Genomic DNA, 25,928 nt, shown 5'->3' on the forward strand with positions numbered 1-25,928 from the left:
CAAATATAATTGAAATTGTGACTAAATACTATGCTTCAACAAAATACATTTCCATTTCGCCTTTTCCTTTCACAGAAATCTTGCCACGATAAGTTGTGCCGAAATCGTCTTTTACTAATTCGTAAGTATTTTTAGAAATATTGATTTTTCCTTTTTCGCCCGCTTGTTCCATTCTGGCAGCTGTATTTACGGTGTCGCCCCAAATATCGTACGCAAATTTCTTCACACCAACAATTCCCGCAATCACTTGTCCAGAATGGATCCCAATGCGCAAATCCAAAGCGTTTGGACTTACTTTTTTACGTTCTTCGATAAATTTCAGAATATCTTGACTCGCTGCGATGGCATTTTTAGCGTGATCTTTATTAACTGTTGGAAGTCCGCTCACTGCAAGATACGCGTCACCGATGGTTTTTATTTTTTCTAAACCATGTTTGCCCATAATATTGTCAAATTCGGTAAAGCAAACGTTGAGTTCTTCTAATAATTCTTGAACACCAATCTTTTCCGAAGTCGCTGTAAAATTCACAAAATCAGTAAACAAAACCGAAACTTCATCGTAATATTTTGCTTTGGATTTTCCTTTATCTTTTAATTCTTGCGCCACTTCTTGCGGAAGAATATTTAGTAATAAATCTTCGGATTTTTGCTTTTCCACTTGCAGTTCTGAAGTTCTTTTTTCAACTTGTTCTTCAAGAATTTCGTTTTGATTTTGAAGAATATTTTGCTTTTCTTGCTCCTGTTGTATCGTTAAATCTGACAGTCGATTAACCTCTACCAATTGTTTTGTTAATCCAATATTGGTTGCTGCAAATTGCCAAGCTAAATACGCTGAAATAGAAACAGGAAAGCTAAATAAAATAAAAAATGCTATGGGCGGAAAATACTTTGATAAAAAATCACTATCTGGATCAATAGAACCTCCATTTAAGATTAAAGTTATTATCAAAGCAACAATTGCCACAAAGAAAACCAATATTCCACCACCGACAATAAATGCCGATTTTTCTCTTCGCCACATTGCTCTTATTATCAGGAAAAATGATTCGAATGTGACAGAAATCAAATATAGTAGTAAAATAAGAGAAGCCCACTCGTTACTGAAATAGAATATGCAAATTCCTAACACTGGAAAAATTGAAAGTATATAAAATCTCAATTTTCTTTTTCCGAAAAGTGTATTCACAAATCCTGATAACGAAAAACAAAATGCTGCAAAACTGATATAAAACCAAAATGTTGTTGAGATAAGAGTTGTTGGATCTTCCATCTGATAGAACTTAACCAACAGAAAACTCATCAACGCAATTGATAAATTATAAATTCCAAAAAACAGGTTGTAAACGGCATTTCTATAAAAAAGAAAAAGCAATAAATGAATAAATCCTAATGCCATAAATATCCCTGTTATCAACATAACAATAGAATAAAATGACTTGTCTTCATCTAATGTTTCAGGAAAATAATCACTCGCTAATGTAAAATACATGTAGAAATTACTACCACTAAAAGAAACAATTGAACTAAGTTCATTCCGAGGCACAGGCTGAATTCTTACCGAAAGAACATGCGTTAAAGTATCTGAAATTGTTATAATCTTAGGATTATTATTTTTTATTTTATATTTCGGATCTTTAACATCAATTTTTCCTAATACGTCTAATCTTTTTCCATCCAGAAATATTTCAGAAGCTCCATTTTGCATAACTCTCACCATCAAAGGCTTTCCTACTAATGAAGAATCTATTTTGAAATAATTACGTTGCCAATAGATTTTCGAATAATTCTTAATATCTACTTTAGAAATTTCTTTCCAAGAACGATCATCAAAATTAGTTTGTGCATATTCTGGACGATCGTCTGGACTTACCATCCATTTTTTATCAAGAACAAGTTCTAAAGAATCATTTTTGCTTGTTTTTAATAAAGCTGGATTTTCCTTACTTGTTTGAGCCAACAAAAAGCAATGCGCTAAAAAGACGATTAAAACTAAAAACCGCTCTCTAAAGATTGTATAAACTATTGATTTTTTTTTCACTTATTATTAGTTCAATGTATAATTAAGCTTTTCCCACAAAATACATTTCCATTTCGCCTTTTCCTTTCACAGAAATCTTGCCACGATAAGTGGTTTCGAAATCGTCTTTTACTAATTCGTATGTATTTTTAGAAATATTGATTTTTCCTTTTTCTCCCGCTTGTTCCATTCTCGCTGCAGTGTTCACCGTATCGCCCCAAATGTCGTAAGCAAATTTCTTCACCCCAACAATTCCTGCAATCACTTGCCCAGAGTGAATCCCAATGCGCAAATCCAAAGCGTTTGGACTTACTTTTTTACGTTCTTCGATAAATCTTAGAATATCTTGACTCGCCGCAATAGCATTTTTCGCGTGATCTTTATTAACTGTTGGAAGTCCGCTCACTGCAAGATAAGCATCGCCAATGGTTTTAATTTTTTCTAAACCATGTCTGCCCATAATATTGTCAAATTCTGTAAAGCAAACGTTAAGTTCTTCTAATAATTCTTGAACACCAATCTTTTCCGAAGTCGCTGTAAAATTCACAAAATCTGTGAATAAGACTGAAACTTCGTCGTAGTATTTCGCATCAGATTTTCCTTTTTCCTTAAGCTCTTGCGCCACTTCTTGCGGAAGAATATTTAGTAATAAATCTTCGGATTTCTTTTTCTCCGCAGCGATTTTAATACCGTCTTTTCTTTTTTGATTGTATGACCAACCTGCAAAACCTAAAAGTAACAATGCCGCTAAAGCACCACCAATAGACATATTTCGGATGTTCTTAGATTTAGAAAGTTCTGCTTTAGCTTCGGCATCTTTTTTAGCTTGTTCGGCTTTTGCAACTTTCTTTTCTTGAGCATATTTTATTGCAATTGCTTTTTGCTCTTCATCGTATTTAATACTAATTTCACGACGTTTATGTTCTTCTTCTAACAACAATCTTTGGCGCTCAACTTCAGTTTTGGCAGCCGCTTGTTTTTTGTCAAATTCGTAACGAAGTGCTTTTAACTCCAATTCTTTTTGAAGCTGAATACGTTTGGTTTCTTCCTCTAATTTGATTTTTAATTTCTGTTCAGATAAAGTTCGTTCAGATTGAGTTTCTTCGATACCCCGAATATTCTCAGCACTTGTCTTTTGGTTTTCAAGATCTTTGTATTTTTTGTAGTACGAAAAAGCCGACTCATAATCTCCTAACATTTCATCAACTTTAGAATAATATTCCCACATTTGACCATCCATTTCCTTATTATGATAAAGTTCTTGCGCTAAATAATTATCATAGGTTTTTGTTAGATCAGTACGTAAATTTTGCAGTGTAGTTTTTCTTTCCGAATCTGTTGCAAAACTTATCTTTTTATCTTGTATTTGATCAATTTTGATGTTTAACAAAAGTAATTTTGCAGAGGATTTTGTTATTGACAATCCCTTTTCTGGAGCTGAATCATATGATTTTTGCGCAAATTGAATTGCTTTATCATAGTCTTTTTCTTTTTGATTAATCTGAGCAGTTAAATAATATAATCTTGGTAAGTTTTGAATTTGATTTTGCGCCTCCATAAACTTTAATGAACTTGTAGCATATAACTTTGCCTTTTCATAATCCTTTAATTCCATAAAACAAAACGAACGCAAAATATTAATTTCAGCTAAAAAAGCTTCACTTTTGTTAGGCAATAACTCCGCACTTTTATCAAGAGCACTCAAAGATTTTTGATAATTTTTCATTTGATATTGCAACAAACCTATAAAGTACATTGGAATATAAGATTCTGCTTTGCTATATTTATTTGTATAATCGGAAAATTCTAAAGCCTTTGTATAGGCATCCGAAATTTTATTTTGCTGATTAAGGTTGCTAATGCTCATTGCATAAACATTTCTCATAATGCTAGGAACAATCTTATTTTCATTCTGCTGATTTAATGCAATTGCTTTATTTAACTCCGTACTAGCTTCTTCGAATTTATTTTGCGTAAAAAAGTTTTGAGCATCGGTAAGAATTAAAAGAGCTTTAGAATTATAATCATTTGACATCTGCAAATATCTTTGCGCTTCTTGTTTATAATATTCTCCTCCCGTAGTGTCTCCCTTTGTTAAATAGGCAGAATAGATAGTAATATAAATACTACCGATTGTCATACTATTTTTCGACTTTTTAAAATATTCAATAAGCTTTGGACCGTTGGCAATAACACTATCATTCTTTCCTTCTACACTAAATTGATTAATCATATCAATCTTAATACTAGTACGACTTTTCTCGTCCTTCGCATCTTTCAGCTTTTGACGAAGTTCTTTAATAGAAACCGAATCCTGCGCTTTTAAAACACAAAAAGAACTCAGTGTTATACATAGGAAAATATAGAAAGGGATGGAGATATTTTTCAAATCATGCTTTTTATCGCAAGCAAAAATAAAAATTAATAGCAATTTTAAATCATCAAAAGCGCTAAAATTTTAAGAATTTATTAAGAAATCAATTAAAACAATGACAATTGTATTCCGTCACTTGGTGGTTTAGCGTCGCCCATAACGGTCTTTCCACCAAATCGAAATGAATTTCGGCGCTCCTCCTCAACAACAGTATCAAAATCAAAATCGGGTGTAAAGTTTTTTTCGGTCTCAGCAACAATGCGGTGTAGTTTTTCGATTGACTTTAATTTGTCCGAGTTTCCAAGTTTGGATTTTTCAACACCTTTTTGAAGAATCGAAATCGTCTCATCGAACGTATTAATTGGCACAGGAAAAGGATGACCATCTTTCCCGCCATGCGCAAAAGAAAAGCGCGCTGGATCTTTGAAACGTGACGGCGCACCATGAATAACTTCACTAACCAAAGCCAAACTTTGCATCGTGCGAGGTCCAACACCTTTTAGCAATAATAAATCTTCGAAGTTTTGAGGTTGCAATTCGCGAGTGACATACAGCAAAGCGCCAAGTCTTTTCAGATCGACATCTTTGGCGGTGACTTCATGATGTTGAGGCAGAATTAAATTCGCAAAATCCTGCATAATCTTCTCGGAGTTGGTATGCGAAATGTCTAAAATTCCGTTTCGATTATCTTTAGCATCGCTTGCTGTAAGGTTAAGAATCTCACCTCGATTAACACCTTGGATCGCGCTGTGAGGATCATCAACAAAGGATTTCAGATTTTCGGAATGCCAATGATAGCGGCGCGCCGTTCCATCGGCATCATTCAGACCTTGCTGAACAACCGCCCAACTGCCTTCATCGCTCAAAATAAAATTATGCAAGTACAATTGATAACCATCTTGGATCGCCGTGTTATCAACTTTAGCCGTCAATTTGCTCGCTCGGACAAGCCTGTCAGCATTTAATCCAGTTTTGTCGGCAATTAGTAGAAGTTCGGAGGGCGTTTCTTTAGAATATTTGCCTTTTCCACCACAAATATAAATTCCCAAATCTTTAGCGATAGGATTGATACTTCGTTTTAGAGCGCCCATCACGGAAGTGGTAATTCCCGACGAATGCCAATCCATGCCCATAACAGCACCAAAACTCTGAAACCAAAAAGGATCCGACAAACGTCGAAGCACTTCAGCCTTTCCGTAATCTGCCAAAATAACTTCGACAATAGAAAGTCCCAGGGCAGACATACGCTCGTACAACCATGGCGGAACTTTACCATAGTGAAGCGGAAGAGTTGCTGTACCTGATCGTTTCATAGGATTAAAAAACGGTCCACTCGAAGGCAGACCGTCTAGATTTTTATTTAAATATAAATATTATTTAACTGCTGCTAAAGCATTTTCGTAGTTTGGTTCTTGACCAATTTCTGGAACTTGCTCTGTGTATACCACTTTTCCATTTTCATCAACCACAACAACCGCACGACTCAAAAGTCCATGAAGCGGAGAATCTTCTAAAGTTACACCATAATCTTCACCAAAACTTCCTCTAAAATCAGAAAGTACGTCAACATCATTTAGTCCTTCTGCAGCACAAAAACGACTCAACGCAAAAGGTAAATCGCGAGAAACATTAACCACAACTGTATTATCTAAAGAACTTGCATCTTGATTGAAATGTCTTGCAGAAGCCGCACAAACTCCAGTATCAATACTTGGAAAAATGTTAAGAACAACTTTCTTTCCTTTATAATCGGATAATTTTTTTTCGGATAAATCGGAAGCTACCAAAGTAAAATCTTTAGCTTGAGTTCCAACTTCTGGAAGATTCCCAACTGTGTGTATTGGATTTCCTTTAAATGTAATATTTGCCATACTTTTTTTTATTTGAATCAAATTTAGGGCAAGCTTTTCAGTAATCCTATATCATAAGATAATATTTAAGAAAATTTAACGCAAAGACACGAGAAAGCCACCTAAAATCATCTTGGATATTAATAAAATTTCATTTAATAATGCTTATTTTTGTAGCTAAATCAAAAAAGATAAAAAGAACAATTATAATGTCACAAGCAAAAATTCATTACACCCTTACGGATGAAGCGCCAATGTTGGCTACTCACTCATTTTTACCTATCGTAAAAGGATTTACAAAAACGGCTAACATCGAAATCGAAGTTCCAGATATTTCTCTTGCAGGAAGAATCTTGGCCAACTTCCCAGAATTCTTGAAAGAAGAACAAAGAATTCCTGATGCGCTTGCTGAATTGGGTGCTTTGGCGACAACTCCAGAGGCTAATATCATTAAACTTCCAAATATTTCTGCTTCTGCTCCACAGTTGGATGAAGCGATTGCTGAACTTCAAGCTAAAGGATTTGCAGTTCCTAACTATCCAGCAGAACCTAAAAATGATGATGAAAAAGCTATTAAAGCTAAATATGCAAAAGTTTTAGGAAGTGCTGTAAACCCAGTTTTACGTGAAGGAAACTCGGATAGACGTGCTCCAAAAGCGGTTAAGAATTATGCAAAAGCAAACCCACACAAAATGGGAGCTTGGGCTTCTGACAGCAAAACTGACGTTGCAAACATGAACGAAGGTGATTTCTACGGAACGGAAACTTCTACAACTGTTGAAAACGCAACAGAATTTAAAATTACTTTTTATGGAAACGATGGTTCTTCTAAAGAATTAAAAGGACTTTCTCCTCTTAAAGCTGGAGAAGTTATCGACACTTCTGTAATGAATCTTAATGCTTTGAGAGCTTTTGTACAAAACGCTATTCAAGAAGCAAAAGACAAAAACGTATTGCTTTCTGCACACCTTAAAGCAACGATGATGAAGGTTTCTGACCCAATTATTTTCGGGGCGATTGTGGAAACTTTCTTCAAAGATGTTTTTGCTAAATATGGTGAATTATTCAAGTCTTTAGACATCAATGCTAATAATGGTTTAGCAGATTTATACGAAAAAATTAAAGGTCAACCTCAAGAAGCAGAAATTAAAGCTGCAATTGATGCTGACTTAACAAACGGACCACGCGTTGCGATGGTGAATTCTGATAAAGGAATTACCAATTTCCACGTTCCATCTGATATTATCGTTGATGCTTCTATGGCTGCTTTGGTAAGAAATGGTGGTAAAATGTGGAATAAAGATGGTGCTGAAGAAGATACGATTGCTATTATTCCAGACCGTTCTTATGCAGGTTTCTATCAAGCTGTTGTAGATGATATGAAGGAAAACGGAGCGCTTGACCCAACAACTATGGGTTCAGTTCCTAACGTTGGTTTGATGGCTCAAAAAGCTGAAGAATACGGTTCTCACGACAAAACTTTCCAAGCAACTGCAGATGGAACGATTAAAGTTGAAGATGCAAACGGAAATGTTCTTTTAGAGCAAAAAGTTCAAAAAGATGATATCTTTAGAATGTGTCAAACTAAAGATGCTCCAATTCAAGATTGGGTAAAATTGGCTGTAAACAGAGCAAGATTGTCTGATACACCTGCAATTTTCTGGTTGGATAAAGGAAGAGCTCACGACAGAGAAATCATCAAAAAAGTTGAGAAATACCTGAAAGATTTCGATACAACAGGTCTTGACATCAGAATTATGGATGTAAAAGATGCGATGAGAGAAACTTTGAAAAGAGCAAGAGAAGGAAAAGACACGATTTCTGTTTCTGGAAACGTTTTGAGAGATTATTTAACAGACCTTTTCCCGATTGTAGAATTAGGAACTTCTGCTAAAATGCTTTCTATTGTTCCTTTGATGAATGGTGGTGGTTTATTCGAAACTGGAGCTGGAGGTTCTGCTCCAAAACACATCGAGCAATTCTTGGAAGAAGGTTATTTAAGATGGGATTCTTTAGGTGAATTCTTAGCTTTACAAGCTTCTTTGGAGCATTTAGCACAAACTCAAAACAATACAAAATCTCAAGTTTTGGCAGACGCTTTGGATGAAGCAAATGCTAAATTCTTGGCAACAGATAAATCTCCAGGTAGAAAATTAGGAACTATCGACAACAGAGGTTCTCACTTCTATTTAGCGATGTATTGGGCTGAAGCATTAGCTGCACAAACAAAAGATGCTGAAATGGCTGCTAAATTTGCGCCTATCGCAGCAGCTTTGAAAGAAAGCGAAGAAGTAATCAACGCTGAATTAATCGGAGCTCAAGGAAAACCTCAAAATATTGATGGTTATTACAAACCTGATACTTATAAAACTTACGCAGCAATGCGTCCAAGCACAGTTTTAAATGAAATTATTGATGGAATTTAAGAATTAAATTCTTTCTGAAAATAAATTTCGGCAGCTTCTTTGAAGCTGCCGAAATTGTTTTATAACAATGTTATCTACAACCAATGCAATAATCTCTATCTACATAGACTTTACTATCGCCTGAGTAATAATAACAGCCTCCTCTTTTACCAACATATAATGAGTGACCATTATATGTGCACGATTTTTTTGTAGAAGATGTGGATTTCTTTTTTGTTCCTTTCTTTTTCTTCGTTTGGAGAGAATTGTAATACTTTCCAGATGCAGCGTGAAGATTATTGGTTAAAGAATTTGTAAACAAAAATCCCAACACTAATGTTAAGGTAAATAATTTAAATTTCATTTATTTTAAATTTAATGGTTAGTCTCATTCACAGCTTCTTGAATAGTCTATATATTTTTTCTTTACGGATATATGTAAAAACAAAAATTCAAAAAATTCAAAAAATTAAAATAATTAAAATAATTAAAAAAAATTCAAAATAAATGATTCTATCTTTAAGAATTAGATAATCCCAAAATCTTTACAAAAGGCGATAAGCTGTTCATTACTATTAATATCTAACGAATCCTTGATGTCTTTTAATCTTTTTTCAACGGCACTTTTGCTAGAAGGCGTTATACTATTTTCTTTCAAGTATTCTGGAATGTCTTTTAGTAAAATTCCGTTTGCTAATAAGGAAACAAGCGTAATATCATAATTTGAAAACTCGTATGAATTCCTTTCTGAACTTTTAGTTTTCAAATCATATGAAATATATTTTTCATTATTAAAAACTGATATTATCGCTTTTTTAAGATCCTTTACATCATTTCTTCCTTTTTTAACATAAGCGTTTATTTTTTGATCTTCAAAAAGTTTTTCAATAATGACTTCCTTTTTCTGACCAGAAAAAACAATTACCTTCAAATGAGGCTGAATTTCTCTAATAGCTGAAATAAGTTCTTGACCGGACCTAATATTTTGTTGTCTATGGTCTTCATCGAAAGAAAGATCCGTAATAAGAAGCTCAAAATATTCTTCTTGTGAAAGGCTTGTTTTAATACGAACTAAGGCATCATCGCAATAGCTTACGTAGGTTGGATTGGGTATTTTTAGGTCGTCTAAAGCTTTTTGAACAGAGATGTTTGCACTTTCATAATCTTCAGCAACAAGAATTTTTTTAAACATATGTGTTAATTTTTGATAGGAAATGAAATTTTTATTTTCAACAAATGATTGGTTTCTGTGTCAAAAGTAATATTTCCATGAATTGTTTGAATACGGTTTTCCATATTTTGGATACCATTTTTTGGAGAAAGTTTCTTAATTCCTATGCCATTATCTGTATACGTCATATGAATGTAATTTTCATTTTTTTCAAACTTTATAGAAACGACGCTTGCTTGGCTGTGTTTCTTCATGTTCGTTAATAGTTCTTGGATGATCAAATAGACTTCGGTTTTAATCTGAAAATTAACATCTGTCCATATTTTCTCATCATTTCCCACAAAAAAAATTTTCGTAGAATCTGATAAATAAGAACTTCGCATATTTGAAAGCTGTGATACAAAGTTTTGATTTTCATTAAAATCTTTGTCATAAGAAATGTCTCGCGTAATTTCATAAACATTGTCTAGACTAAAAATCAAAGCATTTCTATCGACCGTTTTGCTGTTTTCTACAAATGAAAGTATTTGATAAATTTTGTTCGCAACTTTGTCATGTATTTTTTTTGAAATTTTTAGTTCTGTATTTTTAACTTCGATGATTTTCTCTTGCTGAAGTCGCTTTTGTCTTTTTTTATAAACTAAATAACCAACAATTAACAACATTAATAAGAGTGTAATCCCAAAATATTGTACAATAATATGGTTCTCTTTTTGGGCACTATCAGCTTTTGCTTTTAGAAAATCTGCTTTGTTTTTTTCTGTTTCATAACGGATAAGGGCAAACTGATTTTTTGCTTTATTTCTAGCTGTTAGAAGACTGTCATTTAATTTTTGATAATCTTTAAAATGTTGTTTTGAGTTTTCAGAACTTTCTAAAGTAATTAGTTTTTGAAGTGCTTCAATTTGATCATCTGGACTTTTGATCACCTTAGAAATTTCATACATTTTCCTTGCATAACTTAATGCAGAATCCTGATTCTTTGTGATATAATAATCCGCTAGATGTGCATAACTGGAGTTCAGCCCCCAATTATCTTTTTCTTTTAATCTAATTTTTAAAGCTTCTTGATATTCAGGAATAGGCTTATAGTTTGGATTTTGGAGATATTTTGTTTTTGCAAAATTGGTTAGAGTACGAGAATAGTTGACATCTTTTTTATTATTAGATTTTAAAATATTATTAAATATGTGTAATGCGTTATCATATTGTCTTAACTCTCTAAAAACGTTAGCTTTATTGTTAAGCGAAATGTTTTTAGACAACTCATCTTCAGCAAATTGAGCGCCCTTTTCATAGTATTTTAGCGAGTTTTGATAATTTTTTAAATTATAATTTGTAAGTCCTAGATTATTATAATTTGATAATAGAAAGTAAAAGTTTTCTTTATTGTGTTTGTTTAAAAATTTTAAAGCTTCCAAAGAGACTTCTATACTTCCAAAATTATCACCTTTATTATATAAAATAGTTGCCATGTTAGTTAAACATTTGCCAACCCCAAGACTATCTTTATTCTTAAGAAAAATATATTTTGCTTTTTCAAAATAAACAAAGGCTTCTAAATCTTCTTTTTTATCATAAAATATCCAAGCTTTATCATAAAAAGAATTAGGAATTTGTTTATTGGAAATCGGTTTTTCAGAACAACAATAAAATGATAATAAAATAAAAAATACTATTTTCTTCAACGGAATTAGTTTGCATCGAAAATATAAAAAATAAGCGAAAGAATGATTCTTTCGCTTACTACTATTTTTAGGAGAATAAGCTTCGTTCTTACCCGTATCAACTGGACTAGCTTGTTGCGTAACCACCGTTGTATTTCCAGTAGTATCAAATATTTGTTATAGTCGTAGTTGAAGGGTTTGAAAAATCCAGAAAATGGAAAATCATTAAAACCTATTACTGAATATATTATTAATAAGTATACGAAATAGTTCCTTGGATTTCAAAGATAACGAGTTGTATTAAATGAAAAAATCCTCACAAGATTTAACTTATGAGGATTCTATTTTAAGTAATTTAAATTTTACTTCAAATCATATCGGTCTGCGTTCATCATTTTAACCCAAGCGGCAACGAAATCTTTTACAAATTTCTCTTTGTTGTCATCTTGTGCATACACTTCAGCATACGATCTTAAAATTGAATTAGATCCGAAAACCAAATCCACTCGTGTTGCAGTCCATTTTGTAGAACCAGAATTGCGATCTACAATATTGTACAAATTGTCTCCCGTTGGAATCCATTTGTTGTTCATGTCGGTTAAGTTCACAAAGAAATCGTTTGTTAAAACACCTTCTCTGTCGGTGAAAACGCCATGTTTAGTTCCAGCATAATTGGTGCCTAAAACACGCATTCCACCAATTAAAGCCACCATTTCTGGAGCTGTTAATCCCATTAATTGCGTTCTGTCTAGCAATAATTCTTCAGCTTTAACATCGTAATTTTGTTTCAAGAAATTTCGGTAACCGTCGTAAAGTGGCTCCAAATATTCGAAAGATTCGATGTCGGTTTGTTCTTGAGTTGCATCGCCACGACCTGCAGCAAACGGAACGGTAATGTTCACACCAGCTTCTTGAGCTGCATTTTCAACAGCTGCTGTTCCTCCCAAAACAATTAAATCTGCAATAGAAACTTTTTTCGCCAATCCAGCTTGAATTTCCTCCAATTTTGCTAAAACTTTGTTCAATCTTTCAGGCTCGTTGGCAACCCAATTTCTTTGAGGTTCTAGTCTAATTCTCGCTCCATTTGCACCACCACGATAATCGGAACCTCTCCAAGTTCTTGCAGAATCCCAAGCGGTGTTGATTAATTCCGTTCTTGAAAGTCCAGAATTTAATAAAGTTTGTTTTAAATCAGCAATTTCAGAATCGCTTAAAGTATAATCAACTTTCGGAATTGGATCTTGCCAAATCAAATCTTCGGCAGGAACATCCGCCCCCAAATAACGATTTTTTGGTCCCATATCACGGTGCGTCAACTTGAACCAAGCTCTTGCGAAAACATCCGCTAATTTATCTGGATTATTTAAAAAGTTTAATGAAATTTCTCTGTAAATAGGGTCAAATTTCATCGCCATATCAGCATCTGTCATCATTGGATTGCGCTTCACATTCGGGTTGAATGCATCAACTGGCATATCTTCTTCTGCAATATTAACGGGTTCGTATTGATTTGCTCCAGCAGGAGATTTCGTTAATTGCCAATCGTATTTGAAAAGTAATGTCAAGAATTCGTTGTCCCAACGCGTCGGATTGGTTGTCCAAGCACCTTCAATTCCCGAAACCATCGTATTATCACGATTTCCAGTTCCCACAGAATTATGCCAACCCAAACCTTGCTCGTTTACATCTGCACCTTCTGGGTCTGGGCCTAAATTCTCGGCTTTTCCGTTTCCGTGAGATTTTCCAATCGTGTGACCACCAACCGTTAAAGCTACGGTTTCCTCATCATCCATTCCCATTCTTTTGAATGTCACTCGAATATCATGACCAGTTTTAATAGGGTCTGGATGTCCATCAACACCTTCAGGATTTACATAAATTAATCCCATTTGTACGGCTGCCAAAGGATTTTCTAGAGTGTCACGGTTTTCATCATCACCATAACGATGCTTTGTAGAGTCTAACCATTTTTTCTCAGAACCCCAATAAACATCTTTTTCGGGAGCCCAAATATCCAAACGTCCACCGCCGTAACCGAAAGTTTTCAAACCTACCGCGTCGTAAGCAACCGTTCCTGCAAGGATAATTAAATCTCCCCAAGAAATTTTATTTCCGTATTTCTTTTTGATTGGCCAAAGCAAACGGCGACCTTTGTCTGTATTTACGTTATCTGGCCAAGAATTTAACGGCGCAAAACGTTGATTTCCTGTGTTCGCACCACCACGACCGTCCATTGCGCGGTAACTTCCCGCCATGTGCCAAGCTGTACGCACAAACATTCCTGCGTAGTTTCCGTAATCAGCTGGCCACCAATCTTGACTGTCCGTTAATAAAGTTTTTATATCATTTTTAACTGCTTCTAAATCCAGTTTTTTGAATTCTTCTGCATAATTAAAATCTTCACCAAAAGGATTTGTTTTTTGGTCGTGTTGCGCCAAGATATCCAAATTAAGAGCATTTGGCCACCAATCCATCACAGATTCGTTATTGGAAGTAAGTCCACCATGAATTACAGGGCATTTTCCTGAATTAGAATTTGTTTCTTGAGTTGGTTGTGGTGAAGTTTCACCGTGATTAAAAGGGCATTTGCCTTCTCCGTTTTCTGTGTTCATATAAGTTTATTTTTAATTTCTAAAAGGTTTTAACAAAGCTATTGGTTTAATATTGGGAAAATCAATTTTAGTCATAACTTAAATTTAAACAACCGATAAATAAAATCTATCATATTCAAAATTTCAATTCCGTTCATCTATTTAAAATTTACTAATACATAAATTTTATCTTTAAATTTAAAAGATATTTCCATGATATGCACAATTGTTTATCAATTTTAAAATAAGATTAACATTCGTAAGTTTTATTTAATGCAAAAATCCTATCGAAACAATTGATTAACTTTGTTTTGAAATAAAAATCATGACAGAATTAAAACAACTTCCTGCAAAAAAGACAATTGCTCTGGTAGCACACGATCATAAAAAAGATGAATTACTAGATTGGGTAAAACGCCATCGAGATATCTTGGTACAACATCATCTTATAGCAACGGGAACAACTGGAAAACTAATTTCGGAAAGTCTGAATGTTGAAGTGGCGCGTGTCCTGAGTGGTCCATTGGGTGGAGATCAGCAACTTGGAGCCATGATTGCTGAAGAAAAAATAAATATGGTTATTTTCTTTTGGGATCCGATGGAATCGCAACCTCATGACAGCGACGTAAAGGCTTTTTTGAGACTTTGCGTGGTCTGGAATATCCCAACAGCAAGTAATTCTGCAAGTGCCGATTTCTTAATTACTTCCAAATATATGGACGAAGATCACAGCGTATCGCTTCCTGATTACAAAACCTATTTGAACCGAAATATCAAGAAAGGTATATAGAATCACATTTTATTCAATAAAAAAAGCTACAATTAATCTTGTAGCTTTTTGAGTTTATTCTGAGGTTTTCATCAAATCTCGTTTGTTTTCTTTTTCAATTTTATTATACACATATTTTGACATCAAAATACTAAATTCATACAACAATAGTAACGGTAACGCAGCTGCCATCATACTTAGCACATCAGCAGGCGTAATAATCGCAGCAACAACCATGATTAAAACAATGGCATGACGACGATAAGTTTTTAAGAATTTCGGTGTTAAAATCCCGATGGCTGTCAATATATAAACGATTATCGGGAACAAAAATACCAAGCCCATTCCTAATACAACTTGTAAAAAAAGTGTTGTATAATCGCTTAAATCAAATAGTTGAACAATGTTTTCTGAAACTGTGAATAGTAAACCGAAATTAATAGCTAAAGGTAGAATTAAAAAATATCCTGTTAAAACACCAGCAATAAATAAAATCCAAATGCTATTGATATAAAACACTGAGTTTCTTTTTTCTTTAGGAAGTAAAGCAGGACTTATAAATCTCCAAATTTCCCAAATTATATATGGAAATGCGATAACAATTCCACCAAAAATAGAAACCGCCATCATCACATTAAACTGCTGAAATAATTGCTTTTGTTGAATTTTGAAAGTGTCGGGAAGATGGATACTTTCTTGACCAGTAAACATTTTTGAAAAATGATTAATCAATCGGAAAGTCGGAAAATCGTTACTTGTTGGACCAAAAAATATGTGATCCATAATCCAATTAATATTAAATCCTACGATTAAAGCACCAGCAATAATGGCTAAAATTGATCTTACCAAATGTGATCTAAGCTCTCCAATGTGTCCCAAAAAGGACATTTCTTTTTCTTCGCTCATTAATTTCTGTTCCTGTTAATGCAATTTTGTGACTGCGAAATTAACTATTTTATTGTTAAATCTTTGTATGACTTTTTTCGAAATTCTAAATTATCCCTTCATCCAAAAGTTTGTGCAAGTCGATAATGCCATAATATTGTCCGTTATCCGTTACGATGAGTTGTCCGATATTGTTGTTTTTAAGAATGTACATGGCTTCTTTCGCAAGTTCGGATTTATCAATGTTTTTCGGATTTTTGCTCATAATATCTTTTGCAATAACTTTGGAAACATCATCCTGATTTAACAACATTCTTCGCAAATCGCCGTCAGTAATCACACCTAGAATTTTTCCGTTGTCTGTCACGACGGTTATACCATGTTTGGAAGCACTCACCGAAATAATAACCTCACGAATTGTTGCTTCGGGATTAACTTCTGGTTTGGTTTGCGAAACAAATTGTTCCACTTTCGCTGTTAAATTTTTTCCTAAGCTTCCTCCTGGATGGAATTTTGCAAAATCGATATCTTTAAAATCTTTTAGTTCCATAAGACAAACTGCTAGCGCGTCACCCAAAGCCATTTGGACTGTCGTAGAGCTTGTTGGCGCCAACTTGTTCGGGCAAGCTTCTTTGTCAACATACGTATTCAAAATAATTGCAGATGCTTTTCCTAATTTACTATCAGGATTTCCAGTCATACCGATTAAACATGAAGAATAATCTTTTAAAAAGGGAAGAAGATTAACGATTTCGGGCGAGTTTCCAGAATACGATATGCAAAGCACAACGTCTTGTTTTTGGATAACACCAAGATCACCGTGAATGGCTTCTGCCGCATGTAGAAATTGCGCGGGCGTGCCAGTTGAGTTAAGTGTTGCCACGATTTTGTTACCAACATGGGCAGATTTACCGATGCCAACTACGATGAGTTTTCCGGAGGCAGCATTGATGCTTTCAACGGCTTTTACAAAACTGTCATCCAATCTATTTTTAAGTGATTCAAGCTCGGCGATTTCGATGGATAGGGCATCTTTGGCTAGTGAAAGAAGATTCATATTACTTAATTATTAAGCTTCATTATTTATTTTAGAATCACATTAAATTTTGCTATCTTCACGTTCCCAAAAAAAATAGATTTTTGGTTTTTTCAATTAGCTTTAGTAACTTTAGTACATCAAGTCAGCTATTAAGCTTTTAAAGTTTAGCAAAAATGTTATTCTTTAATAATTGAAGTCATTTTTGATTTATTGTGCAAATTTAGTAAACAAAACTAAAGGATGGATATAAAGAACATCGACTTATCAAAGGAGTTAAAAAAATACTTTGGTTTTTCAACATTTAAAGGTCAGCAAGAAGAGATTGTAAATACATTATTGGCATCGAAAGATGTTTTTGTATTAATGCCAACAGGTGGTGGAAAATCGCTTTGTTATCAACTACCTGCATTAATCTCGGATGGCACGGCGATCGTTGTGTCGCCACTTATCGCTTTGATGAAGAACCAAGTTGACGCGGTTAATGGGCTTTCTGAAGAAAGTGGTGTGGCGCATGTTCTTAACTCATCACTTAATAAAGCGCAAACCAAACAAGTTTTTGATGATATTAAATCTGGGAAAACAAAACTACTATATGTTGCACCAGAATCTCTGATAAAAGAAGAGTATGTTGAATTTCTTCGCGATGTTAAGATTTCGTTTGTTGCCATTGATGAAGCGCACTGTATTTCGGAGTGGGGACACGATTTCCGTCCAGAATATCGCAACTTAAAAGGTATTATTGATAAAATTGCTGACGTGCCGGTTATGGCTTTAACAGCGACTGCAACGCCAAAAGTTCAGGATGATATCCAAAAAACTTTGGGAATGAACAATGCTTTAGTTTTTAAAGAAAGCTTTAACAGAGCCAATTTGTTCTACGAAATCCGACCAAAAGTTAATGTTGATAAGGAAATTGTAAAATTCATCAACCAACATAAAGGTAAATCCGGAATTGTCTATTGTCTCAGCCGCCGAAAAGTAGAGGAGTTTGCACAACTTCTTCAGGTTAATGGTATTAATGCTTTGCCTTATCACGCGGGACTTGACCAAAAAACGAGAGTTGCCAATCAGGACAAATTCTTGATGGAAGAAGTTGACGTTATTGTCGCAACCATCGCTTTCGGAATGGGAATTGACAAACCAGACGTTCGATTTGTTATTCATTATGATATTCCAAAATCTTTAGAAAGTTATTATCAAGAAACGGGTAGAGCTGGCAGAGATGGCGGTGAAGGTTATTGTTTGGCATTTTATGATCCAAAAGATATTGAAAAACTAGAAAAATTCTTAGCTCAAAAACCAGTTTCTGAACGCGAAATCGGACTTCAATTGTTGAATGAAGTTGTCGGTTATGTGGAAACTTCGATGAGCCGTCGTCAATATTTATTGCATTATTTTGGAGAAAAGTTTGATCCTGTAAAAGGTGATGGTGCCAAAATGTGCGACAATTCGGTTAATCCACCAAGTTTAATTGAAGCGACCAAAGATTTAAATTTTGTTTTAAAACTGATAAAAGATTTGGGTGAAAAATTCCGTACCAAAGATTTGATTTCTATTATTACAGGAAAAGAAACTGCGGTTACAAAGTCTTATAAACTTGAAAAATCTGAAGCTTTCGGAATCGGGAAGGAGCAAAGCGACAACTATTGGAAATCGATTATTCGCCAAGCGACGGTGCAAGAATATCTTAAAAAAGACATCGAAACGTATGGTGTTTTAAAATTGTCTCCAAAAGGCAATGATATGTTGGAAGGCAAATGCAAAGAGCAATTCTTCATTGCGGAAGATAGACAATATGATTTAGCACAAACCAAAAAATCCGAATCTGAACAAGTCCAAGTGCAAGCTGGTGGTGGACTCGACCAAGTTTTGTTTGGGCAACTAAAAGATCTTCGTAAAAAAGTCGCGCACAAGCTAGGAATTCCGCCATACACGGTTTTTATGGATCCTAGTTTGGAAGATATGACGGTGCAATATCCAACGAGTTTAGAAGAAATTGCTAAAATCTATGGCGTTGGCGAAGGTAAAGCCAAAAAATACGGAAAAGATTTTGCGGAGTTCATCAAGAAATATGTGGAAGAAAATAATATCGAGCGTATGCAAGATATGGTTCTGAAACAAGTGGCCAACAAGGCGAGTCACAAGGTTTTTATTATTCAGAATACTGATAAAAAGTTAGATTTTGAAGATATTGCGAGAGCCAAAAATTTAACAATGAATGAGCTTCTTAAAGAAATGGAAGCGATTGTATATCAAGGAACTAAGTTGAATGTTAATTACTACATCGAAGATAATTTTGATGAAGATATCGTTGAAGAATTTATGGAATTTATGAAAGATTCCGAAAGCGACTCAATGAAAGTTTTGACAGACGAATTTGGTGATGACCTTTCTGATGAAGAAATCCGAATGTTAAGAATTAAATTTATTAGCGATGTCGCAAATTAATCTATTTTAAAATATTAAATAAACGCTTTACTAATCGAGTAGAGCGTTTATTTTTTTATCTTTGGAATGATGAAAAAAAATTCAATAATATTCATTCTTCCCGATTTGGAAACTGGCGGTGCCGAGCGCATTGTGATGACGCTTGCCAACCATCTTCCGCGCGAAAAGTTTGAACCTCAAATCATGCTTTTGCGTAAAGAAGGCGGTTATCTGCGTTATGTGAAAGATGATGTGGAAATTATCGACCTCAATACAGAACGCATTCGACATTCGATTCGGCCGATTTTAAAGGAAATTCGAAAAAGAAAACCTGATATTGTTTTTTCGGGATTTGGAGAAGTTAATGCGTACTTATCCTTGTTTATCAAGCTTTTTCCGAAAACGAAATTCATAGCAAGAGAAACCAATGTGGTTTCGGAACACGTTACAAGAAAGGAAATTCGATTTTTTTATAAATTTTACAACAGCTACAAAAACATCATTTGTCAAAGTGATGATATGGCGCAGGATTTACTCAAAAATTTTGATATTAAATCCAATAAAATAGTCAAAATAAACAATCCTGTTGACTTTGATTTTATTGATGAAAAATTGAAATCGTCTCAACGTCCAGAAAGTTTTAAAACCAATTTTAAAAACGTTGTCGCCATCGGAAACCTTTCTTCGAGAAAGGGCTTTGATAATTTATTGAAAGTATTTTCAAGATTAAAAAACGAAAATATTTTGCTTCATATTTTGGGCGATGGACGCGACAAAGAAATGCTCCATGAAATGAAAGAACTTCTTGGACTTAAAAACGTGATTTTTCACGGAAGACAAGAGAATCCTTATCAGTTTTTAAAATTTGCAGATTTATTTGTTTTATCGTCTCGCTATGAAGGTTTCCCCAATGTTTTGTTGGAAGCTGGCGCTTGCGGAACTTTTTCTTTAGCCAATAATTGCCCTGGTGGAATCAACGAAATTGTGCAAGAAGGTATCAATGGTGAAGTTTCTAATATTGAGAATCACGAGGATTTTGCTCAAGATATTTTAAAGATTTTAAAACAAGAACATGATGCAAATTCCATTCGAGGTTCGATATTTTCAAGATTTTCGAAAGACATCATTATGAAAAAATATGAGCAAGTTTTAGGAAATTTATAACATCTATCGCAGGTTTAACAAAATTTTGCGCAATCTCAGTTGGCGATGCTGTATATTATCTTTAAATTTGTAACGCTTAAAAAGTATTAACATAAAAAATATATAATGTCACAATTTGATGTTACCGTAATCGGTTCTGGTCCTGGTGGATACGTTGCTGCAATTCGTGCGGCGCAATTGGGTTTCAAAACAGCAATTATCGAAAAATACCCAACCATGGGTGGAACGTGTCTTAACGTAGGATGTATTCCTTCGAAAGCACTTTTGGATAGCTCTGAGCATTTCGAAAAAGCAAAACACGATTTTGCAGATTTCGGTATTATCATCAACGAGCCAAAAGCAGATTTAGCAAGAATGATCGCTCGTAAAAACGAAGTGGTTGATATGACGACGAAAGGAATCAGCTTCTTGATGGACAAAAACAAAATCACTGTTTTTGAAGGTGTAGGAAGTTTTGAATCGGCTACAAAAATTAAAGTGACTAAAAATGATGGTTCTACAGAATCTATCGAGTCAAAATATACGATTATAGCAACAGGTTCTAAGCCATCTTCGTTGCCGTTTATCACATTAGATAAAGAAAGAGTAATCACTTCTACAGAAGCTTTAAACTTAAAAGAAATTCCAAAACATTTAATCGTAATCGGTGGTGGTGTAATCGGTCTTGAGTTAGGTTCAGTTTATTTAAGATTAGGTTCTCAAGTAACTGTGGTTGAATATATGGACAAAATCATTCCAGGAATGGATGGTTCTTTGTCTAAAGAGCTTCAAAAAGTCTTGAAAAAACAAGGTATGAAGTTCGAACTTTCTACAGCAGTTTCTGGTGTCGAAAGAAATGGCGATAGCGTAAAAGTTAGTGCTAAAAACAAAAAAGGTGAAGAAGTTGCTTTCGAAGGAGATTATTGTTTAGTTTCTGTGGGTAGAAAACCTTACACAGACGGACTTGGTCTTGAAGCTGCGGGAGTTGAATTGGATGAAAGAGGAAGAGTAAAAGTAAACGATCATCTTCAAACAAATGTTGCAAACATCTACGCAATTGGTGATGTTATCAAAGGTGCGATGTTGGCTCACAAAGCAGAAGAAGAAGGAGTTTTCGTTGCTGAAACTTTGGCTGGTCAAAAGCCACACATCAATTATAACTTAATCCCGGGAGTTGTTTATACTTGGCCAGAAGTTGCTGGAGTTGGACAAACAGAAGAGCAATTGAAAGAAGCTGGTGTTGAGTATAAAGTTGGTAATTTCCCAATGAGAGCTTTGGGAAGAAGCCGTGCTTCGGGTGATACAGATGGTTTCGTGAAAATTATTGCTGATGCAAAAACTGACGAAATCCTTGGTTTCCACATGATTGGCGCAAGAGCTGCAGACTTAGTTGCTGAAGGTGTTACTGCAATGGAATTCCGTGCAAGTGCAGAAGACTTAACAAGAATGTCTCACGCGCACCCAACTTACGCAGAAGCTGTAAAAGAAGCTGCTTTGGACGCTACAGGAAAAAGAGCAATCCATATGTAAGATTTTTAAAATCAAAATATTTAAAAAGAGAAGTCAATTTTGGCTTCTCTTTTTTTTTTATTTTAAAATTTGCTTTGATGATATTTTTTAAAGAGAGTTAAATTGAATTTTGTTAAAAAAAATGATTTACTAAAAATATTTAATTATTCATTTAAAGTTCCTAAAATACAAGGTTTTTGGCACGTTTGTAGAATATAGGAAATTGTAAACCTAAATTTTAAAAGTCATGAAAAAGATATTTACATTTTTAATTTTAGCTATCAGCTTACAAACTTTTGCACAAGAAGCTGGACGATCTGGAGAATTGCTAAAAAATGAAGCAAGTACTTCCGAAATGCAACAACGAAATAATGTTGGAGAGATAAGTGGTGAAAGAGGTTCTTCAAAAAATAACGGACAACGAAACTCTGAAAATAATAGTAATGATTATGGCCGAAGCAATGGATCTTCAGGAATAAGGTCGACAAATAATTATCGATGGAACCAAAACTACGGTTACTCTGAAGTATTTTTAAGAATTCCTGAAAATGGCTATTTCACAGTAGAAGTTGGTGATCAAATGATAAGTAATTCTTCAGGAAAATACCGTTTCTTTGATTTAAGTTCTGGTAAGATTCCGGTTTCAATTTATACGAATGGTTATTTAATCTATAGAACTCAGTTGAAAGTTGCGAATAACAGCAGAATGGTTTTGGATTTCTTCACCAATAAAGGTTTGTTTTTGCTAGATTCGTATCCTGTACAAGGACAAATGTATGGCTTTAACGAGTGGGACGATGTTTGGAATAATCCATATAATTCTGGATGGAATCAACCTACTTCTCCAAATTTCAATAACAGTGGCGTTATGAACAATCAATTGTTTCAACAATTTTATAATGCAATGCTGAAAAATGCGGCTTTTGATAAAGATAAAAAGGAATTCATTCTTCAACAAGTCCGAGCTTCGAATTTTACATCAAATCAAATTGCAATGTTACTAAAACCGTTTTCGTTTGATAGTAATCGACTGGATGTGGCAAAAATATTATACAAAAATTGCGTTGATAAAAATCAATATTTCGTCGTTGGTGATGCATTTGATTTTGAGACAGGAAGACGAGATTTAATGAAGTTTATTTCTAATCAATAATTTTTTAGAACAGAATATAATATAAGAGGAAGTTAGCTTCCTCTTTTTTTGTTTTTTAATACACCTTAAATTGGTTAATGTGTTTTGTGTAAGTCGTTTTTCGCACGTTTTCGGCTTTTCATGTTTCTGACATTGATGCCATCGCGATCTGATAGTTTTAGATATTCATAAAGTGTTACCAAGCCAAGAACACCAATAATAGCGAAAGCTAAATGAAAATCTTTAACATTATAATGACCTTCTGTACCATGAAAAAGACTTGCTGTTTTTAACGAGAATGCACCAAGCGTAATTCCCATCCCCAAAGTCATTTGTTGTGCTGTGCTATATAATGTATTGGCGTTGTTCATGCGCTCTTTCGGGATGTCAGCGTATGCTAAAGTATTAAGACTACTAAATTGCATCGACCGAACACATCCTGAAATAAACAATACGGTTATGGTCATCCAATGTGGTGTATCTGGGAAGAGTAGAAGCATTGCAAAAGATGTTAAACTAAGTAAAATAGTGTTGGCAACTAGAACTCTTCTAAACGAAAATTTCCGAGTGATCCAAACTGTTGCAGGCTTCATTACCAAACTACCAACCATACTTGCCATTAGCAAACTTCCAGATTCGAAGGCTGTCAATCCAAATCCGACTTGAAACATTAATGGCATTAAAAAAGGCGCCATCCCAATAACCATTCTTGTTATAGAACCAGAGTAGATGGTGATTGCGTAAGTTTTGGTTTTTAATTCGGAAAAATCGAGTAGCGGATTATCAACTTTTTTGGTATGTAAATAAAAAATATAAAACACCAAAATACTAAATATCATCAATGGCACCGAATAATAAACAGGCAGCATATCATTCGTAAAACTTTCTAAACCCAACATAAACCCAATCATCCCAATCGTACTTAACGCAAATCCTTTAACATCAAGTTTTCTGTCCGTTTTTTCGTTCGTATCGGGAATGTATTTCATGCTTAGAAAGAAGGCTAAAAGCCCCAACGGAATATTAATGAAAAAGATCCAGTGCCAACTGAAATAGGTTGTAATATAACCTCCTACAAAAGGACCCAAAATTGGTCCAATAAGTCCAGGCCAAGTAATAAATGCAATGGCGCTGACTAGATCATTTTTCTCAGTGTTTTTTAGAACCGAAAGTCGCCCTACAGGAACCATCATCGCTCCAAAGAAGCCTTGTAAAGCTCTAGCAAGAGTGAATTCTGTCAAGTTTTGACTTATCCCACAAAGTGCAGAAGCCACTAAAAAACCAAGAATTGCCGTTCCGAAAACTTTTTTAACACCAAATTTTTCAGAGATCCAGCCGCTAATCGGGATAAAAACGGCTAACATTATAATATAGACAGAAACTCCAATACTCATGTGAAGCGGATCGGCGCCAAAGGATTTTGCCATTTGTGGAAGTGCAGTCGTAATTACGGTGGAATCTAGATTTTCCATCAAAAAAGTGGCACCGACAATCAACGAAACTCGAAGAGCTTTTGCTTCCATATTTATAATTAAAACAACTTTTCTTTGGTGCTAAAATAATGCCATCAACTATTTAAAAAACAAAAAAGCGACTGAAAAAATCAATCGCTTTATATATACTATGTAGATAGTTTATTTTTGAACAGGTACCTGTGTTGCAGGAGCCGTTTGATTAGCTGGTGCTTGACTTTGTGCAGGCGCTTCTTTCTTAGTTGGCGTTTTTGGCGCTTGGAAAGTTGTTGTTGGTTTACCAGTAACAACAATGCTTAAAATAATCATCACAGCGATGAAGATTCCTAATGTCCAAGTTGCTTTTTCCATAAAGTCATTGGTTCTTTGTACTCCAAAAGTTGCTGAAGAAGTACCACCAAATGTTCCTGAAAGACCGCCACCTTTTGGGTTTTGAGCCATAATAATAATGATTAACAGCACGCATGCAATCATAATCAATACCATAAATAGCGTAAATATAGTGCCCATGTAATTTTAAATTTTGAGTGGCAAATATAATGATAAATATTTATTACTAAAAATATTAATTACTTAATTTTTAATGAATTTAATATAATGTTGAACAGAATTATCTCCTACCAGTTTTACAAGATAAGTTCCTTTTAATAATTGCGATACATTTAGGTCTTTTTTGAACTTACCTTGCGTTATTATTTTTCCTGAAAAATCTAAAATTTGATAAGTCTCAAATTTTAAATCAGAGTTTACAAGTAAAACATCTTTCACTGGATTTTGAGCAAGTTTTACATTCGCAATTTTAGATGTTTCTTGCGTTGCAAGTAGACAAGCAGGCGGATTGGTAATTGGACCAGAAGACGCGTCATAATAGACCGTGTCTTCTGCTATAATTTGATAACGAGGAAAAGGACTTGGAGTCTGCCCAAAATCTGAACAGTTGTTAAAATTTATTTCCGCACTTCCATATAAGTATGCCATTTGATACCAACCTTCACATGCTTCAGTCATTTTTTGACCAGGTGGAAAAAAATCTATAGCATTTGATGGCTCAATCATATTAATAAATGAACATGGAACACCCCAACTGGCAGCAGGTTTAAAAAACACTTTTTTTTCTGGTAGTGTTGTATAGTAGTTTCTTTGATACACAGCAGATAATGTATTATCAGACAATTTCACACGTGCTTTTATCGTCAAATTGTGAGGGATCGGAATATTAACATTACTATCAGTAATACTTAAAGAACTAAAATTTGGATCTGATCCATCTGTCGTATAATAAATTGTGCCAGGTCCATAAATTATAGACATAAATGGTGTAGGAGAATAATTAAAATATGGGTGGAAAGAAACTTGTGAGAATAAAGAAGTTGCAAAAACAAGGGCTAAAACTTGTAAAGATTTTTTCATAGTTAATAAGTTTTGGGTTAATCGTTTTAAATTTAATAAATTCGTGCTTACAAAGAAAAAATAGTTT

General features: G+C 34.3%; 18 protein-coding genes. 6 read left to right on the forward strand and 12 right to left on the reverse strand.

Annotated elements, in window-relative coordinates; all coding sequences use genetic code 11:
* Positions 1-28 precede the first annotated feature (28 nt).
* From B5X62_RS12585 to tpx, 4 genes are all read right to left on the reverse strand, one after another.
* Entirely contained in the window at positions 29-2,038 is a 2,010-nt protein-coding gene (locus B5X62_RS12585) for an adenylate/guanylate cyclase domain-containing protein (protein WP_144038385.1), read from the reverse strand.
* A gap of 22 nt (positions 2,039-2,060) precedes the next feature.
* A complete protein-coding gene (locus B5X62_RS12590; protein ID WP_144038386.1) occupies positions 2,061-4,406 on the reverse strand; it encodes an adenylate/guanylate cyclase domain-containing protein in 2,346 nt (781 codons plus the stop codon).
* A gap of 92 nt (positions 4,407-4,498) precedes the next feature.
* Positions 4,499-5,704: a DUF763 domain-containing protein gene (locus tag B5X62_RS12595; protein ID WP_079667793.1), complete on the reverse strand. Its 1,206-nt coding sequence runs from the start codon at positions 5,702-5,704 to the stop codon at positions 4,499-4,501.
* 60 nt (positions 5,705-5,764) lie between these two features.
* Positions 5,765-6,262: a thiol peroxidase gene (gene tpx / locus B5X62_RS12600; RefSeq protein ID WP_079667794.1), complete on the reverse strand. Its 498-nt coding sequence runs from the start codon at positions 6,260-6,262 to the stop codon at positions 5,765-5,767.
* A gap of 188 nt (positions 6,263-6,450) precedes the next feature.
* On the opposite strand from tpx, the gene B5X62_RS12605 reads away from it, so the two are divergent.
* Positions 6,451-8,667 carry an NADP-dependent isocitrate dehydrogenase gene (locus B5X62_RS12605; protein ID WP_079667795.1) on the forward strand — a complete coding sequence of 739 codons (2,217 nt, stop codon included), beginning with the start codon at positions 6,451-6,453 and terminating at the stop codon, positions 8,665-8,667.
* Between the two features lie 505 nt (positions 8,668-9,172).
* Here the strand turns inward: B5X62_RS12605 and B5X62_RS12610 are convergent.
* From B5X62_RS12610 to katG, 3 genes are all read right to left on the reverse strand, one after another.
* Complete coding sequence (locus B5X62_RS12610; protein ID WP_079667796.1) at positions 9,173-9,838, reverse strand: response regulator; 666 nt, start codon at positions 9,836-9,838, stop codon at positions 9,173-9,175.
* Positions 9,839-9,843: 5 nt separating this feature from the next.
* Positions 9,844-11,505: a tetratricopeptide repeat-containing sensor histidine kinase gene (locus B5X62_RS12615; RefSeq protein WP_144038387.1), complete on the reverse strand. Its 1,662-nt coding sequence runs from the start codon at positions 11,503-11,505 to the stop codon at positions 9,844-9,846.
* 341 nt (positions 11,506-11,846) lie between these two features.
* On the reverse strand, positions 11,847-14,096 hold the full coding sequence (gene katG / locus B5X62_RS12620) for a catalase/peroxidase HPI (RefSeq protein WP_079667798.1): 2,250 nt from the start codon (positions 14,094-14,096) through the stop codon (positions 11,847-11,849).
* Between the two features lie 304 nt (positions 14,097-14,400).
* On the opposite strand from katG, the gene B5X62_RS12625 reads away from it, so the two are divergent.
* Positions 14,401-14,865: a methylglyoxal synthase gene (locus B5X62_RS12625; protein ID WP_079667799.1), complete on the forward strand. Its 465-nt coding sequence runs from the start codon at positions 14,401-14,403 to the stop codon at positions 14,863-14,865.
* A 54-nt stretch (positions 14,866-14,919) separates the two neighbouring features.
* On the opposite strand, the gene tatC is transcribed toward B5X62_RS12625, so the two are convergent.
* Positions 14,920-15,750, reverse strand: a complete 831-nt coding sequence (tatC, locus tag B5X62_RS12630) for a twin-arginine translocase subunit TatC (protein WP_079667800.1) — start codon at positions 15,748-15,750, stop codon at positions 14,920-14,922.
* 85 nt (positions 15,751-15,835) lie between these two features.
* A complete protein-coding gene (locus tag B5X62_RS12635; protein WP_079667801.1) occupies positions 15,836-16,786 on the reverse strand; it encodes a KpsF/GutQ family sugar-phosphate isomerase in 951 nt (316 codons plus the stop codon).
* A 222-nt stretch (positions 16,787-17,008) separates the two neighbouring features.
* On the opposite strand from B5X62_RS12635, the gene recQ reads away from it, so the two are divergent.
* The 4 genes from recQ to B5X62_RS12655 all read left to right on the forward strand — a co-directional run bounded on the left by recQ (position 17,009) and on the right by B5X62_RS12655 (position 23,000).
* The gene (gene recQ, locus B5X62_RS12640; protein WP_079667802.1) at positions 17,009-19,216 is read left to right on the forward strand and encodes a DNA helicase RecQ; all 2,208 of its coding nucleotides are present in this window, start codon (positions 17,009-17,011) and stop codon (positions 19,214-19,216) included.
* A 69-nt stretch (positions 19,217-19,285) separates the two neighbouring features.
* Complete coding sequence (locus B5X62_RS12645) at positions 19,286-20,359, forward strand: glycosyltransferase (RefSeq protein ID WP_079667803.1); 1,074 nt, start codon at positions 19,286-19,288, stop codon at positions 20,357-20,359.
* Positions 20,360-20,464: 105 nt separating this feature from the next.
* Positions 20,465-21,868 carry a dihydrolipoyl dehydrogenase gene (gene lpdA / locus B5X62_RS12650; protein ID WP_079667804.1) on the forward strand — a complete coding sequence of 468 codons (1,404 nt, stop codon included), beginning with the start codon at positions 20,465-20,467 and terminating at the stop codon, positions 21,866-21,868.
* 226 nt (positions 21,869-22,094) lie between these two features.
* Positions 22,095-23,000, forward strand: a complete 906-nt coding sequence (locus B5X62_RS12655) for a DUF4476 domain-containing protein (protein WP_079667805.1) — start codon at positions 22,095-22,097, stop codon at positions 22,998-23,000.
* Positions 23,001-23,074: 74 nt separating this feature from the next.
* Here the strand turns inward: B5X62_RS12655 and B5X62_RS12660 are convergent, their stop codons facing one another.
* The 3 genes from B5X62_RS12660 to B5X62_RS12670 all read right to left on the reverse strand — a co-directional run bounded on the left by B5X62_RS12660 (position 23,075) and on the right by B5X62_RS12670 (position 25,861).
* Positions 23,075-24,502, reverse strand: a complete 1,428-nt coding sequence (locus tag B5X62_RS12660; RefSeq protein ID WP_079667806.1) for an MFS transporter — start codon at positions 24,500-24,502, stop codon at positions 23,075-23,077.
* Between the two features lie 111 nt (positions 24,503-24,613).
* Positions 24,614-24,961, reverse strand: a complete 348-nt coding sequence (gene secG / locus B5X62_RS12665; protein ID WP_079667807.1) for a preprotein translocase subunit SecG — start codon at positions 24,959-24,961, stop codon at positions 24,614-24,616.
* A 63-nt stretch (positions 24,962-25,024) separates the two neighbouring features.
* A complete protein-coding gene (locus tag B5X62_RS12670; protein ID WP_079667808.1) occupies positions 25,025-25,861 on the reverse strand; it encodes a T9SS type A sorting domain-containing protein in 837 nt (278 codons plus the stop codon).
* Between the last annotated feature and the right edge of the window lie 67 nt (positions 25,862-25,928).

This window comes from Soonwooa buanensis (assembly GCF_900167905.1).
Taxonomy (GTDB): domain Bacteria; phylum Bacteroidota; class Bacteroidia; order Flavobacteriales; family Weeksellaceae; genus Soonwooa; species Soonwooa buanensis.